The organism is Dactylosporangium sp. NPDC049742, from assembly GCF_040674675.1.
Taxonomy (GTDB): domain Bacteria; phylum Actinomycetota; class Actinomycetes; order Mycobacteriales; family Micromonosporaceae; genus Dactylosporangium; species Dactylosporangium maewongense.
Window position 1 is genome coordinate 1 of the sequence record NZ_JBFANF010000094.1, and the last position, 20872, is coordinate 20872.

Here is a 20872-nt window from a genome sequence, read left to right on the forward strand (position 1 = left end):
GGGGCCGCGGCCCCGCGCCCCCCCCGCGGAACGGACGGGGTCAGGCCGGGCCGTCGCGCGGCGGGGGAGCCGTGGCGGGCAGGGTCAGCTGGACCGTGGTGCCCTGCCCGGGGTGCTGGCGACGGTGATGTCGCCGTGGTGGGCCTCGATGATGGCCTTCACGATGGTGAGGCCGAGGCCCGCGCCCTGGGCGGCGAGGTGGTCGGCGGTGCTGCTGCGGTGGAAGCGGTCGAAGACGTGCGGCAGGTCTTCGGCGGGCACGCCGACGCCGGTGTCGGCGATCGTCAGCGTCGGCTGCGGCTCGGCGGTCGTGGCGATGGTGACGTGCCCGCCCGCGGGCGTGAACTTGACGGCGTTGAAGAGCAGGTGGTTGAGCGCCTGGGCGAGGCGTTCGGGGTCGCCGGTGGTCGGCACCGGGTGGTCGGTGCGGGCGGTGAGGCTGAGCCGCTTGTGCTCGGCGATCGGGCGGGAGGTGAGGCTCGCCTGGTAGGCGAGCTCGGCCAGGTCGATCTCCACCATGTCCAGCTGCAGCCCCGTCTCGTGCAGGCGGGCGACCAGCAGCAGGTCGTCGATGAGGCGCAGCAGGCGGTCGGCGTTGCGCTGCATGACGGCCAGGAAGCGGCGCACGGTCTCCGGGTCGTTGGTCGCCTCGTCCTCGTCGAGCAGCACCTCGATGTAACCGCGCACCGACGACAGCGGGGTGCGCAGCTCGTGGCTGACGCTGGCCAGGAACGAGTCCTTGAGCCGGTCCAGCTCGCGGAGCCGGTCCGCGGTGTCGCCGATCGTGCGGGCGTACCGCCGCAGCTCCAGATGCGCGGCGGCGTGGCGCGCCAGGGACCGCAGGGCGCGGCGCTGCTGCAGGGTCAGCTGCCGGGGCCGCCGGTCCATGACGCACACGGTGCCGGCGGCGTGGCCGTCCTGCAGCAGCATCGGGGCGCCCGCGTAGAAGCGCACGCCGTGCTCGGCGTTGGCCGGGTTGCCGGCGTAGCGCGGGTCGGTGACCGTGTCGTCGATCTCCAGCAGCTGGCGGTCGCGCACGACGTGGGTGCAGAAGGAGTCCTCCCGGGCGCCCTCCTCGAGCTCCCACCCGACGCGGGCCTTGAACCACTGCCGGTCGGCGTCGACCATCGACACCATCGCGATCGGCGCGTCGCAGATGTCGGCGGCGAGCGCGGCGATGTCGTCGAAGTCCGCCTCCGCCCGGGTGTCGAGGATCCCTGTCTCGGCGAGCGCGGCGAGGCGCTGCGGCTCGTCGTCCGTCCGTGACGGCTTGCTCACGCCGGTGCTCCTCCGCGGTCGGGCTCATGTCGATCTTCGCATCTCCCGGCCGTCCCGGCGGACGTCTTGCCTGGCTGGGACGGTGAACTAGTGTCCTAGGACGGCTTACACGGTGTGACCCCAGTCCAAGGAAACGACAAACGGCGAGGACCCGGGCCGTGGTCCAGCCCGGGTCCTCGCCGTGTTCACAGGGTCAGCTGTACGCCTCGAACTCGTAGACGCGTGCGGCCGTGTTCGTGTTCTGGGTCGGGGTGATGACGTTCATGCGGATGTAGCGGGCGTTGACGTTGGTCGTGGTGGTGGTGACGTTGGCGGTGTTGCCGCGGACCTGTGCGGCGGTGGTCCAGGTGGAGCCGTCGGTGGAGGTCACCAGGTCGTAGTCGCGGGTGTTCCAGGCCGCGTCCTCGCCGCCGGCGCCGGCGTGGCGGACGACCAGCGATCCGATGTGGACGGTGCTGCCGAGGTCGACCTGGAGGAACTTGGTCGTGCCGAGGGAGCACCACTTGTCGGAGTTGCCGCCGGAGACGCTGCCGTTGACCGCCTTCTCGGGGCCTTCGGTGGCACCGCAGGACGAGTCGGCGGTGGCCGGCCTGCCGAGGGCGAGGTTGCCGGACGGGGTGCCGCCGCCGTACACCTCGAACTCGTAGAGACGCGCCGCGGTGTTGCCGTCGTTGGCGGGGGTGCCGATGTCGACCTTCACGTAGCGGGCGGTCCGTGCCGTGATCGAGTGCTGGGTGCGGCTGGAGCGGTTGCCGGAGGTGGACACGACCTGGGTCCAGGTGGTGCCGTCGGTGGAGGTGGAGATGGTGTACGCGCCGGTGTTCCAGCCGGTCGACTCGCCGCCGAGACCCGCGTGCTTGAGCACGAAGGTGCTGACGGTCTGGTTGGAGCCGAGGTCGACCTGCAGGAAGCGCGGGGCGGTGCTGGTGCAGAACTTGCTGTTGTTCTGCAGGCTGCCGTCGACGGCCTTGGCCGCGGACTCGGCGGCGGCGCAGGCGGCGGAGCCGGTGGCGGCCTTGTTCAGGGCCAGGTTGGTGCCGAGGTTGGCCGGGGTCGGCGGTTGGGTGGCGCCGTCGGTGAAGGACGGCGGGACGTTGCCGGCGCCGGTGCCCCAGCTGGACTCGCTGCCGCCCATCGTGTACTGGAGGGTGCCGCCGGCGGCGAGGTCGGGGTAGCGCAGGTAGTTGTTGGACACGGCGGCGCCGTCGCGGGTGAGGCTCTGCACGTAGGCGTTGGTGGAGCTGCCGCCGTTGATCTGGATGTTGCCGGCGGCGCGCTGGATGAGCACCGACGGGAACGTGGGGCCGTGGATGGCGAGGGTGTCGGCGCCCGGGGTGACCGGGTACATGCCCATCGCGGACCAGACGTACCAGGCGGAGGTGGCGCCGAGGTCGTCGTTGCCGGGCAGGCCGCCGGCGCCGGTGGTGAAGGACTCGGTCATGACGCGGCGGACGGCGCCGGCGGTCTTGCCGGGCCGCTGCGCGAAGTTGTACGCCCACGGCACGTTGTGCTCGGGTTCGTTGCCGATGTAGAAGTACGGCCGCGAGAGCCCGCCGTTGAGCTCGGTGAAGTGGTGGTCGAGGCGCTGCACCGCGGTGGTGGGTCCGCCCATGAGGTTGATGACGCCGCCGAGGTTGTAGGGGACCATCCAGGTGTACTGGGCGGCGTTGCCCTCGGTGAAGGGGCTTTCCTGCGCGGGGTTGAGCGGCCACGGCCAGCTGCCGTCGCTGTTGCGCGGGTGGATGTACCCGGATTCGGTGTTGAACGTGTTGCGCCAGTACTGGGCGCGGGTCATCGCCGAGTTGTAGGTGGCGGTGTCGCCGGTGGCCTTGGCGAACTGGGCGACGGCGAAGTCCGAGGCCGAGTACTCCATGGAGTCCGAGGGTGCGCCGGGGATGTACGTCTTGGACGCGTACTCCGACTGGCGGCCGCGGATCGGGGAGCCCTGCATGGTGCCGCCGGCGATGGCGTTCTTCATCAGTTGCAGCGCGGCGGCGGTGTCGAAGGCGCGGGCGCCGAACGCGTACGCGCTGGACACGATGATCGGGCCGGGGTCGCCGGTCATGACGAAGTCCTCGTTGGTCTGCTGCGACCACTTGGGCAGCAGGCCGCCCTGCTGGCCGTCGAGGACCATGGACTTCATGATGTCGCTGGCGACGTCGGGGGCGATGAACGCGATGAGCGCGGCCCAGGAGCGGTAGATGTCCCAGCCGGAGTAGTTCTGGTAGACGGGGTGGCTGGCGGTGTGCACGGCGTTGTCGAAGCCGCGGTACTGGCCGTTGACGTCGCTGGCGATGTTGGGGTTGACCATCACGTGGTACAGCGCGGTGTAGAACTTCTGCAGTTCGGTGGCGCTGCCGCCGGTGGCCTGGACGCGGTTGAGGGCGGTGTTCCAGGCGGCGCTGGCGTTGCCGCGGATGGTGTCGAACGCGCCGGTTTCGGCGTTGAGGTTGGCGGTGGCGTTGGCGGTGCTCACGAACGACAGCGCGACGGTGGCGTTGACGGTCCGGTTGCTGCTGGTGTCCCAGGTGATGATCGCGCCGGTGTTGACGCCGCTGGTGCTGGTGGATCCGTTGCTGATGGTGGCGCCGTTCCAGGTGCCGACGGAGGACGGGGCCCGGTCGAAGCGGATCGAGTAGTAGATCTGGTAGGTCTTGCTGGATCCGCAGAACCCGCCGGCGGTGACGCTGCCGGTGACGTTGCTGCCGGAGATGTTCACGGTGCCGCTGCGGTTGCCGGTGGCGGACCGGCTGGTGTTGATGAGCAGCCGTGCGGTGGTGGTGTTGGGGTAGGTGAGGCGCAGCGCGCCGGTGCGGGTGGTGGCGGACAGTTCGGCGTCGACGCCGTACTTGTCGAGGCGGTTCTTGTAGTAGCCGGCGGACGCGCTCTCGTTGGTTTTCGTGTACGCGGAGGCGTAGCTGGTCCAGGCGGTGCCGGGGGAGGAGCCGAGGGCGCCGGTGACGGGCAGCAGGCCGAGGTCCTCGTTGTTGGGGCAGCCGGCGCCGTTGAAGTGGGTGAGGCTGAACTCCTCGATGGTGCGGTCCTTGTCGCGGTATCCGGACGGGGACGCGGTGGGGGTGTCGGGGCTGAACTGGGTCATGCCGAAGGGCACGGTGGCGCCGGGGAACGTGGAGCCGCCGGCGCCGCCGCCGACAGGGTTGGGGGAGTTGCTGTCGTCGGTGCCGATCAGCGGGTTGACGTATTGGGTCAGGTTGAGGTCGGCGGCTTGTGCCGGTGGTGCCTGCGCGAGCGCGACGAAGACGCTGCCCAGCAGGGCTGCGCCCGCACCGGCGAGCATTCGGACCGTGCGTGATCGGGACATGGGTGGTCTCCCGTTCGTGGCGGTGAGGACGGGAGAGCGCTCTCGATGCATTCATACTGGCTGATCAACGTTCCGTCAAGATTTGCCAGAACCCGGTTTCCCCCGCCGGGTTTGTTAGCGACGGTGCTCAATCCCGCGCGACGCGCACGAGGAATCCGTCGGTCAGCAGCGTGACCTCCCGGCCGCCGCGGCGGCGACGACCGCGCCGACGGGGAACGGCCCCCGGAACTCGTCCAGGCAGGCGCCGCCGGCCGGGTCCCAGATCCGCACGATCCCGTCCGCGCCGGCGGGTCCGGGGATGTCGTCGGGGTCGGTGGCGGTGAGCAGCTTGCCGGTGTCGGTGTCCCACACGGGCACCTGCTGCTTCGAGGTCGTGGTTTACGGGCGGGCACGCTGCCGGCCGGTCGGGGTCGTTTCCAGGGGCTGGGGGCGGGTAGCGGGGAGGGGGAGCGCGACGGAGGAGGGGCCGTGAAGGCTGTGGTGTGGCACGGTAGGCGGGACGTCCGGGTGGAGACGGTGCCGGATCCGGTGATCCAGGAGCCGAACGACATCGTCATCCGGCTCACGTCCAGCGGGCTGTGCGGCTCGGACCTGCATCTGTACGAGGTGCTGGGGCCGTTCATGAGTGAGGGCGACATCCTCGGGCACGAGCCGATGGGGGTCGTCGAGGAGGTCGGCGCGGACATCGCGCACCTGAAACGGGGTGACCGGGTCGTGATCCCGTTCAACATCGCGTGCGGGCACTGTCTCATGTGCGCGCAGGGGCTGATGACGCAGTGCGAGACGACGCAGGTGCGGTCGGCGGGCAAGGGTGCGGCGCTGTTCGGGTACACGAAGCTGTACGGGCAGGTGCCGGGCGCTCAGGCGGAGTTCCTGCGGGTGCCGCAGGCGCAGTTCGGGCCGATCAAGGTGCCGGACGGGCCGGCCGACGACCGGTTCGTGTACCTGTCGGACGTGTTGCCGACGGCGTGGCAGGCGGTCGAGTACGCGGCTGTCCCGGCGAACGGGACCCTGGCGGTGCTGGGGTTGGGGCCGATCGGGGACATGGCGGCGCGGGTGGCGATGCACCGGGGGTTGCGGGTCATCGGCGTGGACCTGGTCGCGGAGCGGTTGGAGCGGGCGCGGGCGAACGGTGTGGAGGTGATCGACCTGACGCAGGTCGACGACGTCGCCGACGCGATCCGGGACCTGACCGGCGGTCGGGGCGCGGACTCGGTCGTGGACGCGGTCGGTATGGAGGCGCACGGGTCGCCGGTGGGGAAGCTGGCGCAGACGATCGTCGGGTTCCTGCCGGACGTGGCGGCGCAGAAGCTGATTGAGAAGACCGGCGTGGACCGGTTGGCGGCGCTGCACCTGGCGATCGACGCGGTGCGTCGCGGCGGGACGATCTCGCTGTCCGGCGTGTACGGCGGTACCGCGGATCCGTTGCCGATGATGGTGCTGTTCGACAAACAGATCCAGCTGCGGATGGGTCAGGCGAACGTGAAGCGCTGGGTGCCGGCGATCCTGCCGTTGCTGACCGGTGACGGGGACCCGCTGGGGGTGGACACGTTCGCGACGCACCGGGTGCCGCTGGACGCGGCGCCGATGGCGTACGAGAAGTTCCAGGCGAAGAAGGACGGCACGGTCAAGGTGCTGTTCAAGCCGTGAACGTGTCCGCGAGCTCGTCGAGGTCGCGGATGCGCAGGTCGCCGGGCAGGCCGCGCAGCGCCGCGACGCGCATGCCGGCGGCCCGGCCGGCGTCGATGCCGGGCTGGGAGTCCTCGACGACCAGGCAGTCCCGCGGGTCGGCGTGGAGCAGGGCGGCACCGGCCAGGTAGGGGGCCGGGTCGGGCTTGCCGCGGGGGGTGTCCTCGACGGTGACGAGGTGCCGGACGGGCAGGCCCGCGGCGTGCAGGCGGGCGGTGGCGAGCCGCCGGTCGGCGCTGGTCACGACCGCCCACGGCACGCCGAGCTCGTCGAGGGTCCGCAGCAGCCGCGCGGCGCCGGGGGTGGCGGTGACGTCGGCGAGGTCGTCGTACTGCAGCTCCAGGTTGCGTTGGGCGGCGGCCGCGACGGCGGTGTCGTCGAGGTCGGGGCGCACGACGCGGATCGTGGTCGCGGCGGGGTTGCCGTGCAGGATCGGGGTGAGGACGTCGGCGGGGACGGCGTGTTCGGCCGCCCAGTGGTGCCAGGCGCGTTCGACGGCGCTGTCGGAGTCGACGAGCGTGCCGTCCATGTCGAGCAGGACTGCTTTCATGCGGGGTCCTCCTGTCGGTACCGGAGCTTCATGACGGAAAGGGTCACCAGTGCCGTGCCCGTCGCCGCGTTCGTGAGGACGATCGGCAGGTCGCCCTGGGATGCGCCGTACGCCACCCAGAGCGCGACTCCGGAGGCGAGGGCCAGCAGGTAGAACCACGAGATGTCGCCGACGGACCTGGTCCGCCAGGACCGGGCGAGCTGTGGCAGCCAGCATCCGGTGGTGAGGATTCCGGCGAGCACGCCGAGCACCGACATGGCGCCTCCTTTAAACTCGTCACGCGAGCATAATGTACGACGGGCAGGATCGGAACCCATGGACCATCGGGCGGAGACGCTGCGGGCGCAGGGGGCGCTCGCGATGCTGCGGTGTGCGCACCGGACGCCGGGGATCACGCGGGCCGAGGCGGCGGCGCGGCTGGGGCTGAGCAGCGGCTCGGCGGCCGGCATCATGGGCCGGCTGCGGGCGGCGCGGCTGCTCGCGGAGGCGCCCGCCCCGCAGACCGGCGGCCGCGGCCGCCCGACGGCGGTGCTGGTCCCGCACCCCGACGGGCCGCTCGTCGCCGTCGTCGGCATCACCCACGCGACCTGGACGGTGACGACCGCGGCGATCGGTGGGTCGCTCGCGGCCGCGCCCGTCCACCGGCTCCTCGGCCAGCCCGCTTCCGCCGTCCTTCCGCTGGTACGGGACGCGCTCGCCGCGCTGCACGGCCCCCGGCTGCGGGCGGTCGGCGTCGCGATCCCCGGCACCGTCCACGGCCGGACCCTGGTCGAGGCGACGAACCTGCGCTGGCGCGGCGTCGACCTGGGGGTCCTGACGTCCCTGCCGCTCGCGGTCGGCAACGACGCCTCCCTCGCCGGTGTCGCCGAGGGGCTGCGCGGCGCCGCGCAGGGCGTCGGCGTCGCCCTGCACCTGACGGTCGAGGTCGGCGTCGGCGGCGTGCTCATCGTCGACGGCCGCCCGGTGCTCGGCGCGGCGGGCGCGGGCGGCGAGTTCGGCCACCTGCCGTTCGGCGACCCGTCCCGCCGCTGCCCGTGCGGTGCCGGCGGCTGCTGGGACCTCGAGGTCGACGGCCGTGCCATGGCCCGCCACTTGGGCCGCCCCGCGCCGGCCGACCCACGGGCCTTCGCCGAGCGGACCATCGCCGCCGCCCGCTCCGGCGACCCCGCCGCGGCCGCCGCGTGCCGGGCCGTCGCCGCGGCCCTCGGGCGGGGGGTCGGCGCCCTGATCAACGCCGTGGACCCGGCCGTCGTCACCCTCGGCGGTCTCGGCGTCGACCTCCTCGACGTCGCCGGCCCGGCCCTGCACGCCGCCACCGCCGAGGGCGTGATGGCCTGGCGTCGCGACACCCTGCCCCCGGTCGTCCCCGCCGCGCTCGGCTCGCAGGGCCCGGCGATCGGCGCCGCCGAGACCGCGATGTCGCTCGTGCTGACCGAAGCCGCCCTGACCCCCTGACCCGTCGGAACCCTGTCCCGCGGGTCAGGGGGAAACCCTGAGGTGCCCACGAGCGTCAGGGTGTTAGCGTTTCACGTGTAAGGAAGTTCTTACATGTGAAGGAGCATCATGACGGCGAGCTCGCCCACCGGCGACGACCTGGTCGAGATGCTGGCGGCCCTGTCCAACCCGCTGCGACTGCGCATCGTCGCGAAGCTTGCCGGCGGCCGTGACTACGTGAGCCGACTCGCCCGGGAGATCGGCGTCAGCCGGCCCCTGCTGCACATGCACCTCCAACGGCTGGAGGCGGCCGGCCTGATCGTCGGCAGCCTGGAGCTCTCCGAGGACGGCAAGGCGATGAAGTACTACGAGGTCGCGGACTTCGACCTGCACCTGAACGCCGCGACCCTCGCCGCGGCGGCCGAAACCCTCACCGACCCCAAGGAGCGGTCCTGATGTACCTGAGCGCGGAAGAAATCACCTGGCCGGAGATCACCGCGTTTCTCGGTCTGCTGGTGGCCCTGCTGTTCCTGTTCGGGTTCAGCCTCGCCAGCTGGCTGGAGTACCGGAAGCTGAAGGTCGCCGGGCACCAGCAGGAGGACCTGCGGCAGCTGGTGCGCCGCTACGAGCAGCTGGCGGAGAACTCGATGGACGCCCAGAACCGGATCGCGACCGACGTGGCGGACCTGCGCACCCGCACCGCGTCGATCGAGAAGATCCTGCGGACCGTCGAATGAGGCGCGCGGTCGCGGTCCTCGGCCTGTGGCTCGTCGCCGGGTTCCTGCTGCTGCCCCTCGCCGGGAAGATCGGCGACGTCACCACCACCGACCCGGCGGCCCTGCTGCCGCAGAACGCCGAGGCGACCCAGGCGCTGCTGCGGGCGCGGGAGGCGTTCCCGGGCAGCGACACCCCGGTCGCGGTCGTCGTGTACGTCCGCGACGGCGGCATCACCGACGCCGACCGGTCCGCGGTGGACGCCGACCGGCAGGAGTTCGGGAGGACGACCGGCCAGCAGATCGGTGCGATCACCGCGAGCGGCGACGGGCAGGCGCTGCTGCTGTCGTTCCCGGTTCAGGACAAGGACGTCGTCAAGCAGGTGAAGGCGGCGCTCGCCGACTCGCCCGCCGGGCTGCGCGCGGAGGTCACCGGGTCCGCGGGAGCGCTGTCGGACCTCGACGACGCCGGTCAGGGCGCCGACACCACCCTGTTCCTCGCCGCCGCCGGCATCGTCGCGGTGCTGCTGCTGCTCACGTACCGCAGCCCGGTGCTGTGGATCGTCCCGCTCGTCGCGGCGGTCGCGGCCAGCCAGCTGTCCTCCGCGCTCGTCTACCTCATGGCGGAGCACCTGGACGTGACGGTCACCGCCGACCTGACGACGATGATGACGGTCCTCGTGTTCGGCGCCGGCACCGACTACGCGTTGCTGCTCATCGCCCGGTACCGGGAGGAGCTGCACCTGCACCGGGACCGCACGGCGGCGATGGCGGTCGCGGTGCGCCGGTCGTTCCCCGCGATCCTCGCCTCCGCCGCCACCGTGTCCCTCGGCGTGCTGTGCCTGCTCGCGGCGCGGATGAACGACATGCACAGCTTCGCCCCGATCGCCGCGACGGGCATCATCGTGTCGTTCGCGGTGATGACGACGCTGCTGCCGGCGCTGCTGGTGCTGCTCGGCCGGTGGCTGTTCTGGCCGTTCGTGCCCCGCTACGGCGCGGCCGTCACGACCAGGCGCGGCTTCTGGCACCGCGCCGGGGACCTCGTGGGGCGGCGGCCGCGGCTGCTGTGGACGGTCACGGCGGCGGTTCTGGTGCTGCTGGGGCTCGGCGTGTACGGGCTGCGGCTCGGGCAGAGCACCTCCCAGATGTACACCACGGAGGTCGGCTCCGTCGCCGGCCAGCACCTCATCGACAGGCACTTCGCGGGTGGTGTGTCGGCGCCGGCGCTCGTCCTGGCGGAGGCGTCCACGGTCGACGCGGTCGTCGCGGCGGCGAAGGCGACCGGCGGGGTGGCGGACGCGACGGCGGACGGCCGGTCCGCGGACGGCCGCTGGGTGTCGATCGCGGCGACGCTCGCCGACCCGCCGGACTCCGCCGCCGCCCGGGCGACCGTCGACCGGCTGCGGGCGGCCGTGCACGCGGTGCCGGGCGCGGACGCCGTCGTCGGCGGGGAGACCGCGACCGCCGTGGACGTCGCCAGGGCGTCGGAGCGGGACAACCTCGTCGTCGTGCCGCTGATCCTCGGCGTGGTGCTGATCGTGCTGATCCTGCTGCTGCGGGCGCTCGTCGCGCCGCTGCTGCTGGCGGCGAGCGTGGCGCTGTCCTACGTGGCGGCGATGGGCCTGTGCGGGCTGGTCTTCACCGCACTCGGCCACCCGAACATCGTGCACGGCATGCCGCTGTACGCGTGGCTGTTCCTCACCACCCTCGGCGTCGACTACACGATCTTCCTGATGACCAGGGCGCGGGAGGAGGTCGCGGTGCGCGGCAACCGCGACGGCATGCTCACCGCCCTCACCGCCACCGGCGGCGTCATCACCAGCGCCGGTCTGGTCCTGGCCGGGACGTTCGGCGTGCTGGTGCTGCTGCCGTTCGTCGCGGCGGTGCAGATGGGCCTGATCGTCGCCCTCGGCGTGTTGCTGGACACGTTCGTCGTGCGGACGCTGCTGGTGCCGGCGCTCGCCATCGACGTCGGGCCGCGGCTGTGGTGGCCGAGCCGGCACGCCCAGACGCCGGCCGCCCCGCCACCGTCGAGGATCACGGTCGACATCGCAGGATGACCCCCGCGTCGCGGTGCCCGCACCCCGGGGCGCCGCGACGCGGTACTGTCGGCGTGCGGGGCCGGCTCCATGGCGTGCTTCCTTCTTCTCGTACTCCGGTTCGCCGGAAACGAACCCTGCAGCGCGCCCGCTTTCCGGCCCCGCCCATCCGCACGGAACCACGAACCACGGAACCGGATCGGTCGCGGGAGCGTCTCAGTACCATGAGCATCGATGGAGGCCGCCGGTGGGCGGTCGTCGCCGCGGCGGGAGCCGGCACGCTGGTGGCCCTGGTCGCCGCCGTCCTGGTGGTCAACCGGCAGTCCGCCGCTCCGGGTGAGCAGCAGCAGCCGCCGCCGTCGGTGCGGGCCGCCGCCGACCCCAGGACGCTCGTCGTCGACGACGGCGACCTCGTCGAGGCCAGCGGGCAGGTGCTGGTCGCGCCCGGGAAACCGGCCCGGCTCTGCGCGCCCGCCCCGGTCCCCGCGATCGGCCGCGCCGGCAACGAGCCGCCGTCGTGCGCGCTCGGCGTCGACGTCACCGGCGTCGACCCCGCGAAGCTCACCGGCGCGAGCGTCGTGGCGGGTGTCACCACCGGCCAGGCCCGGCTCCGCGGCACCTGGCGCGACGGTCGGCTGCACGTGACCGAGCAGGGGCCGCCGAAGCCGCCGGCGCCGGTGGGCTTCGACGACACCGTGCCGTGCGCGGCGCCGAAGGGCGGCTGGAAACCCGGCGGCGGCGCCGACAGCAACGCGATGCACCAGTACATCTACGAGCAGCACCCCGACCGGTTCCGGCCGCTGCGGATCGCCTACCCGGACGGGCCGCCGACCGGGGCCACCACCGGCCCGCAGCCGACCGAGGTCACGGTCGTCGAGGTCGTCGCCGGTGACGCCGCGGGCGAGGAGCAGCGGCTGCGGAAGCTGTTCGACGGCAACCTGTGCGTGGTCGCGGCGCCCGGCCGGCCCAGCATCGCCCGGCAGGAGCAGCTGCGGGAGCAGGTCAGCGCCGGCCTCGACCCGCTGATGTCCGACCCGGTCAGCGGCATCTGGTCCGTCGGCGGCGACGACGTGTTCACCGTCGAGCTCATGATGCTCACCCCGCGGCTGTACGAGCAGCTCAACGCCATCGGGTTCGACCTGCTGCGGGTGGAGCCGTGGCTGCGGCCTACCGTTGGGTGATGAGCAGTCGCACGGACATCCTGGGCCGGCGCAAGCAGGTCGCCCTCACCACGTTCCGCAAGGACGGCACGCCCGTCTCCACCGCCGTGTGGCACGTCGTCGACGGCGACGAGGTGCTGATCCTCACCGAGCCCGGGTCGGGGAAGGTGAAACGGCTGCGCAACAGCGGCCGGGTCGTGGTCGCGCCCAGCGACATCCGCGGCCGGGTCCCGGAGGGCGCGCCGTCGTTCGAGGGGACCGCCCGGCTCGTCGAGGACCCCGACGGGGTCGACCGCATCCGCCGGGCGATCGGCCGCCGGTACATCTCCTCGCGGATCGGCAACTGGTTCAACCGGCTGCTGCGCCGCCCGCGGGTGAGCATCGGCATCATCGTCACCCTGTGAGCTTTGGTGGTCCTTGTTCAGCGGGCGGCGACGTTCGGAGTGCCGAAGCGGACCGGGACGCCGGGGGAGTAGAGCACGCTCACCGGCGGGCCGACCGGCGCCGGCAGGCCCGCCGCGGTCACCAGGGTGTCGTCGAGGTCGAGCAGGTCCGCGCGGTGCAGCGGCCACCGCGGATGCTCGTTCGGCAGGTGCAGCGTGCGGCCGAACGCGCGGGTGTGCAGCCCCCAGCGGGCCGTGACGAAGTGCTCCAGGGGCGACGGCTCGGCGACCGGCGCGCCGACCCGCACCGCCATACCGTTCACCGCGGGGCGGGGACCAGGCCAGCGGCGGCGGCTGGTGTACCGCACGACGTCGCCGTCCTTCACCAGCCGCATCCTCGCCCACTTGTACGGCAGCCGCAGCGACACCTGAGCGGTCAGCACCGGCAGCAGGCGCGCCGCGTCCAGCGACAGGAACACCACGGCGCGCCGGCCGGCGCCGTCGACGCTGTACAGGCGCACGTTCGTCTCGCAGAACGTGCCGAGATAGGGCAGGCCCGGCCCGCTGAACAGGCCGAGCCGCACCATCCGGAAGCCGATCAGCCCCACGAACGACACCCCGTCGAGCGTGTCAGGGACCGTGCCCGCGGGCAGGAACGGCGCGACCGTCTCCGGCGGCACCGCCCAGTGCAGGAACGCGAGGTCGTGCCAGCGCTGCACCAGCATCGAGCGGCGCACCGGCCGCAGCGTCTCCGGGGTCACGTCCTCGATCCGCACGGCCCTCATTCTCCGGCATCACCCCGCCACCGCTTAGGGCGTCACCTTGATCACCGTCCTGGTCCACAGCAGGCCGTCGCTGGAGCGGTACAGCGCGTCGGCGTCGAACGCATAGTAGGCGCCGGGGCCGGCGGCGAGGACCCGCTCACCGGCGGTGTGCAGCAGCGCGGTGCCGAGACCCGACTGCTTCGCCGGGCGGTACGTCTGCCCGCCGTCGGTGCTGGCGTACCACTGCTGCGGCGGGTCCATCCGGGTCAGCACCACATGGGTGCCGCCGGCCGCGACATAGGCGTCGCCCTGCTGGTACGAGGCCCGTGGCAACGTCTGCCCGGGGTGCACGCGCTGCCAGGTGCGGCCCGCGTCGCCGGTCCGGTAGACCAGCGTCCTGACCCCCGCGGTCGCCGCCGACGTCGGGCCCACGCCGGTCGTGTCCGCCGGGTCCGGCTGGGTGATGACCGTGTACCCGGTGACACCGTCGACGCTGTCCACGACCGGGTACACGTACATCTCCGGCGCCGGGAAATCGGCTTCGCCGCGGCCGAACACGTACGTCGCCCACGTGCCGCCGCCGTCGCGGCTGACGGACACCGCGGGCCGGTGCTCGCCGCCGCGCTCCCACCCGCTGACCCACAACCCGGCCGCCGCCGGCACCGCCACGGTGTCGTGGACGTCGATGTCCGGCGGGTTCGCCAGCAGCGTCGCGCGGGCGGTGACGGGGTCGACGGCGAGCATCGTGCACAGGTCGGCGGGCCTCGTCGGCGGCGCGCAGACGATCCAGCCACCCGCCGGCACCTTCGGCACCGTCCCGGCGGCCGTCTCCACGACCCGCCAGCTCCGGCCGCCGTCCCGGCTCACCATCGGGATGTGCAGCAGCTGCGGGCCCGCCGGGTCGGTGTTCTGCTGCTCGACGGTCTGCGCCAGCACCCCCGGCGCCGGCGCGGACACGTCCCCGGCAATGTCCTCCGACCGCACCGTCCACGTCCGGCCGCCGTCGTCGGAGCCCACCAGGTTCACCGTGCACCTCGCACCGCACGCGTTCACCTTCGCGTACAGGTGCTCGGCGTCGGCGGCCGCGATCGACACGATCGCACCGTCGTGCGTGCCCGCGGGCCACCCGTCAGCGGTCTGCGCCGGCGTCGGCGTCGGCGTCGGCGGATCCGCCGCCTGCTTCGCCCGCGGGGCGAGGGTCGCCGCGGCGACGACCGCGGTGGTGGCCACCGCCGCCGCGGCCGCCGTCCACCCCGCGACCCGCCGCCGCCTGCGCTGGAACGCCCGCTCGTACACCGCGTCGGCGGACAACCTGCTCGGCGGCGCCTCACCGGCGGCCTCGTCGAACCGTTCCCGGATCTGGTTCATCGCAGCCCCTCCGTCAACGCGAGCTCACCGTCGGCCTCGAGCAACTCCCGCAGCTTCGCCAGCCCGCGCGCGGCCTGGCTCTTCACCGTCCCCTGTGCACACCCGAGCACCGCCGCGGTCGCGGCGACGTCGAGGTCCTGGTAGTACCGGCACACCAGCACCGCCCGCTGCCGCGGCGGCAGCTGCCGCAGCGCGGCCGCGAACGCGATCCGGCCCGGGCTGCCCTCCGCCGCGCCCGCCGCCCCCACCACGTCCGGCGGCTCCGCGACGCTGCGCTCCCGCCGCCGCCAGACCCGCCGCACGTCCGCCAGGTACGCGCGCACCAGACACGTCCGCACGAACCCGTCGAGCGCCTCCCGGTCGCGCACCTTCCGCCAGCCCACCGCCAGCCGCATGAACGCCGTCTGCGTCAGGTCATCAGCCCAGTGCCAGTCCCCGCACAACAGGTACGCCGTCCTGCGCACCCCCTCCCGCCGGGCCGTGAAGTACTCCCGGAACTGGCGCTGCTCTTCGCTCTCTCCGCTCGGCATCGCACCTCCCTAGCCCCTAGGTGCGCCCCACCCCTCGTTTCGGTTGCACGCCCGTCCCGCCGTTCGCTCAAGTGGCCCGCTCGCCTGACCGCTCGGTCCGGTTGGACGCGCCGCCTGGCTGCCGGTCCGGTTGGACGCGCCGCCTGGCTGCCGGTTCGACTGCACGCCCGTCCCGCCGCTCGCTTGGTAGCACGCCCGCCCGACCGCTCGGTCCGGTTGCACGCGCCGTCCGGCTGCCGGTTTGGTTGGATGCGCCGCCTGGCTGCCGGTTCGCCTGCACGCCCGTCCCGCCGCTCGCTTGGTAGCACGCCCGCCCGACCGCTCGGTCCGGTTGGGCGCGCCGTCCGGCTGCTGGCCTCGGTTGGCGTGCCCCGCTCGGGCCCGAGCCGAGGGCGTCGCGCCACGCGCCGGTCCAGGAACCGAAGGAGCCCGCCGGAGCCGTCCGCATCCTGCACCCCGCCGTCCCCGCCCGTCGGCGATCCGATCGCGCCACTCGGCCGATCGCGCCACTCGGCCGATCGCGCCACTCGGCCGATCGCGCCGCGTCTGCCAGCGGGGCGTCCCATTCTCACCCGCCGCCGGGGCCACCCTTGTCGCCGGCGCTGGCATCGACGCGGTCATCCGGTACACAGGCCGGCAAGGGAACGACGTCGATCGCTATCCCTGATCCTGGACCCGGTGCCGGAACTCCGCGAGCGCCGACTGCACCACGCCGTTGAGCCGCTGCAGCTCCTCCTCGGTCGGCTCCCGGCGCAGGTGCACATCGATTTTGAAGTCCCCGTCGACGATCCTCGCCTCGAATCGCTCCAGCAGGTCCTGCGGCAGCCGGCGCACCACGAACTCGCGGAACGCCTCCTCGACCGCGCCCGCCACGTCCCCGCACCCGCAGGTCCGGCCCTGCAGGACCGCGCCGAGGTGACTCCGCCCGGCGATCGCGTCCGGATGCGCGTCCGGCAGCGCGGCGAGCCCGTGCTCCAGCGCGGTCCGCGCCTGCGCCAGCCGCTCCTGGTGCTGCAGGAAGATGCCGAGGGCGACCCCGGCCCGGCCGAGGATCTCGAAGTCCGCGCCGCGCTGCGCGTGGGCCACCGCGTCGGTGAGGCACCGCTCCGCCTCCGCCGTCTGGCCCGCGTCGCGCAGCGCCAGCCCCCAGTTGCGCAGCACCAGACTGGTCAGCTCCGGCCGGTCGATCCGCAGCGCCCGCCGGTGCGCCGCCTCGTACGTGCGCAGCGCACCGTCCCGGTCACCGGCGTCGCCGTACGCGAGGGCGAGACCGAGCTCCGCCGTGAGAGCGTCCTCGTCGTGCCCCCGCCGGTCGTGGGAGGCGAGGACCCGGCGGATCGCGTCGACCCGCCCGGCCGGATCGCCCAGGTCGCGACCGGTGTTCGCGAGCGTGGTGAGGACGTTGAGCGTCACGGGATGGTCCGGGCCGAGCCTGGCCTCCACCTCGGCGGCGAGCACGGCGATGACCGCCCGGTGCGCGGCCGGCTCGGCGAGTCCCTGCCGCAGCAGTACCGCCGACGCCATGGTCTCGACGACCCCGTCGGGCAGCTGGTCCAGCCCCGGGAACAGCGGCTCGCCGGTCCCGCCGGCGTGCACGACCTCCGCGCGCAGCGCGAGCGCCGACGCGACCTGGTCGTGCCCGTTGCTCCACAGGTTGCGCACCGCCTCCTCGATCACGTCCCGCGCCTGCCCGACGTTGCCGCGCTGCAGCAGCACGTCCGCCAGAGGCTCGAGGCCGAACGCGTACCCGGCGTGGTCCCGGCCGTAGAACGCCTGCCGCCCCTCAGCCCCACGGCGCAGCTCGGCCTCGGCGTCCTCGAGCCTGCCGGTCATGCGCAGCGCGAGGCCGAGGTTCAGCCGGTACGTGAGATGCTCCTTGCGATCCACAGCAGGCACCGCGATCGCCGCCCGGTAGCAGGCGATGGCCCGGTCGGGCTGGTCGCAGTTGAGCAGGATGTTGCCCAGGTCGCACTGCGCCGACGCCCACGCGGCACTACCGTGCCCGTGCCGGACGGTGACCGCCCGCAGCTCGCGCACCATCACTTCCTCGGCTTCGACGAACCGCCCCTCATGCATGAGCGAGACGGCCACGTCGATCGGTGCGGCGGATACGTTCACGGCGCGGAAGTCTATCCGCTCCCGAGACATGGCCTTATGGCTACATCGTGTTAGGGTGAACACCGTGAATGTGCAGCGACACGTCCCGGCCATGTACCACCAGATCGCCGACCTCCTCCGCGACGCCATCACCCGCGGCATCCATCCCTCCGGGCAGCCGTTGCCCACCGAACGCGAGCTCTGCGACCAGTACGACGTCAGCCTCACCACGATCCGCCGCGCCCTCGCCATCCTGCGCGAGGAAGGCCTCGTCACCTCCCGCCGCGGCGCCGCCTCGATCGTTCGCGAACGCCCCGCCCGCCGCATCGTGGTGATGGGCCGCGGCAGCCGGCTCACCTGCCGCATGCCCACCACCACCGAACGCTTCACGCTGGGCATCGACCGAGGCGTCCCCCTCGTCGAGGTCCGCGACCGGCTCGGCCAGGTCGAGGTGTTCCTCGCCGACCAGGTCGAGGTCCTCAGCCCCGAAGGCCTCGCCACCGCCACCACCAAGGTCATGGACGTCGCCTGACCGGCCCGCCCACCAACTCCTCGCAACGATCCCACCTCGACGCCCTCCCTCCACCTCGCTGGTCACCACGCCCGTCGGACGTAGGCCATCGCCACTCCAGAGGCCAGCACGACACAACACCTTCGATGCCGACGTATGGCGTAAGCCCGCACTGCCCAGCCGGCCGCCACCGTTCTGCCGGCCCTGCAGCGCCTCCCGCACCGACCCGCTCCGCAGCGCGCGTAAGGTCGCCACGGCGCTCGTCACGCCCGCAATCGCTGCCACAGCTGGACAACACCCTCCTTCGTTGCCGGGCGCGGACCCGACTTCGTCGCCACCCCGCGGACCTCTCTGCGACGCCACCGCGGACCTCTGTGTGACGCCGCCGGCGGACCTCTGTGCGACGCCACCGCGGGCCTGACTGCGACGCCGTCGGTGTGACCGTTCCGCAGGCCCTACAGCGGCTCCTGCACCGGCCCACTCCGCAGCGTGCGTAACGTCGGCACAGCGCTCGCCGCGACCGCCAGCAGCAGGCACAGCCCGACAACCCCGCCCACCACCGTCCACGGCACGACCAGCTCCACCGGCGCCCCCACCTGCTCGGCCAGCCCCGCCCTGATGCTCAGCAACGCACCGAGCGCGACCACGCCCCCGAGCGCCGCCCCGATCAGCACCACGAGCGCCGACTCCGCCGTCACCAGCCGCAGCACCTGCCGCCGCGTCGCCCCCGCCAACCGCACCGCCCGCAGGTCCGCCGCCCGCCCGGCCGCCGCCATGAGCAGCGTGTTGGCAACGGCGATGGCCCCGTACCCAGCAGACACCGCGATCAGCAGCACCGTGAACATCCAAACGAGCCGATCCTCAGCGCTGTCCTGCTCCGCCGCCCACGTGCCCACGTCGACGACCCGCGCGCCAGACCCCGCCGGCACCTCGACCCGGTCCCGCACAAACACCGCCGACGTCAACGCCGACGGTTCATGCGCCCGCACCACCGCCCGCGGCAGGACCATGTCCCCCGGGATGGACGCATCGGTGACCACCGCGACCACCCGCAACGCCACCACCGTCCCGTCGGCGAACATCACCGGATACACCCCCGGAACCCCACCTCGCCCGGCCCCGCCGCCCGCCACCCCCGCGCCACCAGACGATCCTGCGCTGCCTGCCGCCCCCGCGCCACCGGACGGCATCGCGCCACCGGATGCGCCGGCCGAGCCCGTTCCGACAGCGGCGCCAGACCCGGTCGCCGAGGCCACCGCGGCAGCAGATGTCGTCAGCACCACCGTGTCGTCCCCGCGCAGATCCGCGAGCGAGCCGCTCACCACCTCGAGACGCCGGTTCACCGCGGCGAACGCCGCAGGATCCACCCCGAACGCGGTCCTCGACGCCCGCCCAGCACCGCCCTCGGCAGGCGGGACGAACACCGTCGTCGGCAGGATCGCCGCACCGGGCACCGCCGCGACGGCCGCGTCGGACAGGCCAGGCGCCCGGTCCGGCGCGACAACCCAGCCGGCGTCGACCCGCGCGGACCGCCCTGCTGCGTACGCGCCGGTCGACGTGCGGACCATGCCCGACACCAACACCGCGAACGAGACCGTCAGGAGCACCGGCGCCGCCGTCGACGCCGTACGCCGGGCCGCGGTCAGCGCGCTGCCACGGACCAGCATGCCGATCGCGCCGCCCCGCGACGGCAGCGGCGAACGCAGCAGCCGCACCACAGGACCGACGACCGCGGGCGCCAGGACGGTGACACCGCTGACGAGGGCCATCATGCTGTACAGCGCGAACGTCGCCGAATGCTGCGCGCTGCCCGACGTCGCCGTCCCCACGCCGAGCGCGGCGCCGGCGGCGACCAGCAGCAGGCCGGTGACCCAGCGCGCCCACCCCATCGGCCGCTGCTCCACCACCGCCTCCCGCAACGCCTCGAGCGGACGCACCCGGGCCGCCCGTCGCGCCGCCGACCACGCCCCGGCCAGCGCGACGACGGGCCCGGCGGTGAGCGCCACGACGAACGGCCACGCCACCAACCGCACCCGGAACGTCGCCGGCTCGAACCCCGCATCGACGAGCGCCCATCCCAGTGGGGTTGCGGCGGCGGTACCGGCGAGCATGCCGACGACCGAGCCGGCGGCGCCGACGGCGAGCGCCTCGCCCTGCACCGTCCGCCGGATCTGGCGTGGTGTGGCGCCGACGGCGCGCAGCAGCCCGAACTCCCGCCGCCGCTGCGCCACCGCGAACGCGAACGTCGACGCGACCACGAACACCGTCACGAACCCGGACAGCGCCGCCACCGCGGTCAGCACCTGCATCCCGATCCAGCGCATGCGCGCGTCGTCGCGCGGCTCCAGCGCGCCCCGGTCGTCGCCGGTCAGGACCCGGGCGCCGGTGCCGGTGACCGCGCGGGCCGCCGAGGCGACGGCCGTGGGGTCGGCGCCGGGCCGCAGCATCAGGCCGATCGTGTCGACGCCCGGCGCGAGGGCCGCGGCGACCTCGTCGGTGACGTGGAAGCCGGGCGAGTCGACGGTGCCGCTCACCGTGTACGACGTGGGCCCGGCAGCCGTCAGCAGCGTGACCCGGTCGCCGGGCGACAGCCCCAGCGCCCGGTCGACGACCACCTCGCTGGGGCCGCGCGGGGCGGTGCCGGCCGTCAGACGCAGCCCGCCGAGCTGGGCGCTCGCCCAGCCGTGCCCTTCGCGGGCGTCCTGCCGCCGCCCGTCGGCCGCGTACGGCCGGCCGTCGACGATCGCCTGCATGTAGAACGTGCGGTCGGGGACGGCGGCCGCGACACCTGGGATGGCGGCGAGGCGCCCGGCGAGCGCCGTGGCCGCGTCGGAGGACAACGGCACCGGCGGCGGGAACGAGTCGGCGGGCGCGACGGCGTCCACGCTGCGGACGACCACGCCGGCGGCCGCGAGACGGTCGGGGACCTGCGGCCGTCCCGACGCGAACAGCAACGTCGCCGCCGTGACCAGCGCGATGCCCACAGCGACGGCGACGAACGCGCCCGCGAACCGCCGGACGGTCCGCGGCACCG

18 protein-coding genes are annotated in these 20872 nt (G+C 73.5%); 8 read left to right on the forward strand and 10 right to left on the reverse strand.

Annotated elements, in window-relative coordinates; genetic code table 11:
• Positions 1-84: 84 nt before the first annotated feature.
• The 3 genes from AB0J72_RS54165 to AB0J72_RS54175 all read right to left on the reverse strand — a co-directional run bounded on the left by AB0J72_RS54165 (position 85) and on the right by AB0J72_RS54175 (position 4951).
• Positions 85-1278, reverse strand: coding sequence for an ATP-binding protein (locus tag AB0J72_RS54165; RefSeq protein WP_363415566.1), 1194 nt, complete (start codon positions 1276-1278; stop codon positions 85-87).
• A gap of 193 nt (positions 1279-1471) precedes the next feature.
• Positions 1472-4600 carry a GH92 family glycosyl hydrolase gene (locus tag AB0J72_RS54170; protein WP_363415569.1) on the reverse strand — a complete coding sequence of 1043 codons (3129 nt, stop codon included), beginning with the start codon at positions 4598-4600 and terminating at the stop codon, positions 1472-1474.
• Positions 4601-4762: 162 nt separating this feature from the next.
• Entirely contained in the window at positions 4763-4951 is a 189-nt protein-coding gene (locus AB0J72_RS54175) for a hypothetical protein (protein WP_363415572.1), read from the reverse strand.
• 117 nt (positions 4952-5068) lie between these two features.
• Here AB0J72_RS54175 and AB0J72_RS54180 point away from each other — a divergent pair, with 117 nt between their 5' ends.
• On the forward strand, positions 5069-6250 hold the full coding sequence (locus AB0J72_RS54180) for a zinc-dependent alcohol dehydrogenase (protein ID WP_363415576.1): 1182 nt from the start codon (positions 5069-5071) through the stop codon (positions 6248-6250).
• Here the strand turns inward: AB0J72_RS54180 and AB0J72_RS54185 are convergent.
• Together AB0J72_RS54185 and AB0J72_RS54190 are read right to left on the reverse strand one after the other, a co-directional pair.
• On the reverse strand, positions 6240-6839 hold the full coding sequence (locus AB0J72_RS54185; RefSeq protein WP_363415579.1) for an HAD-IA family hydrolase: 600 nt from the start codon (positions 6837-6839) through the stop codon (positions 6240-6242). The two genes, AB0J72_RS54180 and AB0J72_RS54185, sit on opposite strands and share 11 nt — an antisense overlap.
• Positions 6836-7096: a SemiSWEET family transporter gene (locus AB0J72_RS54190; RefSeq protein ID WP_363415581.1), complete on the reverse strand. Its 261-nt coding sequence runs from the start codon at positions 7094-7096 to the stop codon at positions 6836-6838. The genes AB0J72_RS54185 and AB0J72_RS54190 overlap by 4 nt, the downstream gene beginning before the upstream one ends.
• A gap of 58 nt (positions 7097-7154) precedes the next feature.
• Between AB0J72_RS54190 and AB0J72_RS54195 the strand changes: the two genes are divergently transcribed.
• The 6 genes from AB0J72_RS54195 (at position 7155) to AB0J72_RS54220 (ending at position 12589) form a co-directional block, all read left to right on the forward strand.
• Positions 7155-8294 (forward strand): ROK family protein, encoded by a 1140-nt coding sequence (locus AB0J72_RS54195; protein WP_363415584.1) that lies wholly within the window; start codon positions 7155-7157, stop codon positions 8292-8294.
• A 108-nt stretch (positions 8295-8402) separates the two neighbouring features.
• Positions 8403-8729: a winged helix-turn-helix domain-containing protein gene (locus tag AB0J72_RS54200; protein ID WP_344499236.1), complete on the forward strand. Its 327-nt coding sequence runs from the start codon at positions 8403-8405 to the stop codon at positions 8727-8729.
• Positions 8729-9010 (forward strand): hypothetical protein, encoded by a 282-nt coding sequence (locus tag AB0J72_RS54205; protein ID WP_344499238.1) that lies wholly within the window; start codon positions 8729-8731, stop codon positions 9008-9010. Before AB0J72_RS54200 ends, AB0J72_RS54205 begins: the two co-directional genes overlap by 1 nt.
• The gene (locus tag AB0J72_RS54210; protein ID WP_363415588.1) at positions 9007-11046 is read left to right on the forward strand and encodes an MMPL family transporter; all 2040 of its coding nucleotides are present in this window, start codon (positions 9007-9009) and stop codon (positions 11044-11046) included. The genes AB0J72_RS54205 and AB0J72_RS54210 overlap by 4 nt, the downstream gene beginning before the upstream one ends.
• A 203-nt stretch (positions 11047-11249) precedes the next feature.
• The gene (locus AB0J72_RS54215; protein WP_363415591.1) at positions 11250-12206 is read left to right on the forward strand and encodes a hypothetical protein; all 957 of its coding nucleotides are present in this window, start codon (positions 11250-11252) and stop codon (positions 12204-12206) included.
• On the forward strand, positions 12206-12589 hold the full coding sequence (locus tag AB0J72_RS54220) for a PPOX class F420-dependent oxidoreductase (protein ID WP_363415594.1): 384 nt from the start codon (positions 12206-12208) through the stop codon (positions 12587-12589). The genes AB0J72_RS54215 and AB0J72_RS54220 overlap by 1 nt, the downstream gene beginning before the upstream one ends.
• A gap of 17 nt (positions 12590-12606) precedes the next feature.
• On the opposite strand, the gene AB0J72_RS54225 is transcribed toward AB0J72_RS54220, so the two are convergent.
• The 4 genes from AB0J72_RS54225 to AB0J72_RS54240 form a co-directional block, all read right to left on the reverse strand.
• The gene (locus AB0J72_RS54225) at positions 12607-13344 is read right to left on the reverse strand and encodes a DUF2071 domain-containing protein (RefSeq protein ID WP_363415597.1); all 738 of its coding nucleotides are present in this window, start codon (positions 13342-13344) and stop codon (positions 12607-12609) included.
• A 33-nt stretch (positions 13345-13377) separates the two neighbouring features.
• Positions 13378-14700: a hypothetical protein gene (locus AB0J72_RS54230; protein ID WP_363415600.1), complete on the reverse strand. Its 1323-nt coding sequence runs from the start codon at positions 14698-14700 to the stop codon at positions 13378-13380.
• Positions 14697-15230: a SigE family RNA polymerase sigma factor gene (locus AB0J72_RS54235; RefSeq protein WP_363415603.1), complete on the reverse strand. Its 534-nt coding sequence runs from the start codon at positions 15228-15230 to the stop codon at positions 14697-14699. The genes AB0J72_RS54230 and AB0J72_RS54235 overlap by 4 nt, the downstream gene beginning before the upstream one ends.
• 657 nt (positions 15231-15887) lie before the next feature.
• A complete protein-coding gene (locus AB0J72_RS54240; protein WP_363415606.1) occupies positions 15888-17348 on the reverse strand; it encodes a tetratricopeptide repeat protein in 1461 nt (486 codons plus the stop codon).
• Between the two features lie 64 nt (positions 17349-17412).
• Here AB0J72_RS54240 and AB0J72_RS54245 point away from each other — a divergent pair, with 64 nt between their 5' ends.
• On the forward strand, positions 17413-17859 hold the full coding sequence (locus AB0J72_RS54245; RefSeq protein ID WP_363415609.1) for a winged helix-turn-helix domain-containing protein: 447 nt from the start codon (positions 17413-17415) through the stop codon (positions 17857-17859).
• A gap of 434 nt (positions 17860-18293) precedes the next feature.
• Here AB0J72_RS54245 and AB0J72_RS54250 read toward each other — a convergent pair whose 3' ends face one another.
• Positions 18294-20870 (reverse strand): FtsX-like permease family protein, encoded by a 2577-nt coding sequence (locus tag AB0J72_RS54250; RefSeq protein ID WP_363415612.1) that lies wholly within the window; start codon positions 20868-20870, stop codon positions 18294-18296.
• Positions 20871-20872 lie beyond the last annotated feature (2 nt).

What these genes read in the sequence shown, in the direction of transcription:
- AB0J72_RS54230 (WP_363415600.1), bottom strand. Translation starts at nt 14,700, where the DNA reads ATGAACCAGATCCGGGAACGGTTCGACGAGGCCGCCGGTGAGGCGCCG.
- AB0J72_RS54195 (WP_363415584.1), top strand. Translation starts at nt 7,155, where the DNA reads ATGGACCATCGGGCGGAGACGCTGCGGGCGCAGGGGGCGCTCGCGATG.
- AB0J72_RS54235 (WP_363415603.1), bottom strand. Translation starts at nt 15,230, where the DNA reads ATGCCGAGCGGAGAGAGCGAAGAGCAGCGCCAGTTCCGGGAGTACTTC.
- AB0J72_RS54215 (WP_363415591.1), top strand. Translation starts at nt 11,250, where the DNA reads ATGAGCATCGATGGAGGCCGCCGGTGGGCGGTCGTCGCCGCGGCGGGA.
- AB0J72_RS54190 (WP_363415581.1), bottom strand. Translation starts at nt 7,096, where the DNA reads ATGTCGGTGCTCGGCGTGCTCGCCGGAATCCTCACCACCGGATGCTGG.
- AB0J72_RS54185 (WP_363415579.1), bottom strand. Translation starts at nt 6,839, where the DNA reads ATGAAAGCAGTCCTGCTCGACATGGACGGCACGCTCGTCGACTCCGAC.
- AB0J72_RS54170 (WP_363415569.1), bottom strand. Translation starts at nt 4,600, where the DNA reads ATGTCCCGATCACGCACGGTCCGAATGCTCGCCGGTGCGGGCGCAGCC.
- AB0J72_RS54200 (WP_344499236.1), top strand. Translation starts at nt 8,403, where the DNA reads ATGACGGCGAGCTCGCCCACCGGCGACGACCTGGTCGAGATGCTGGCG.
- AB0J72_RS54220 (WP_363415594.1), top strand. Translation starts at nt 12,206, where the DNA reads ATGAGCAGTCGCACGGACATCCTGGGCCGGCGCAAGCAGGTCGCCCTC.
- AB0J72_RS54210 (WP_363415588.1), top strand. Translation starts at nt 9,007, where the DNA reads ATGAGGCGCGCGGTCGCGGTCCTCGGCCTGTGGCTCGTCGCCGGGTTC.
- AB0J72_RS54205 (WP_344499238.1), top strand. Translation starts at nt 8,729, where the DNA reads ATGTACCTGAGCGCGGAAGAAATCACCTGGCCGGAGATCACCGCGTTT.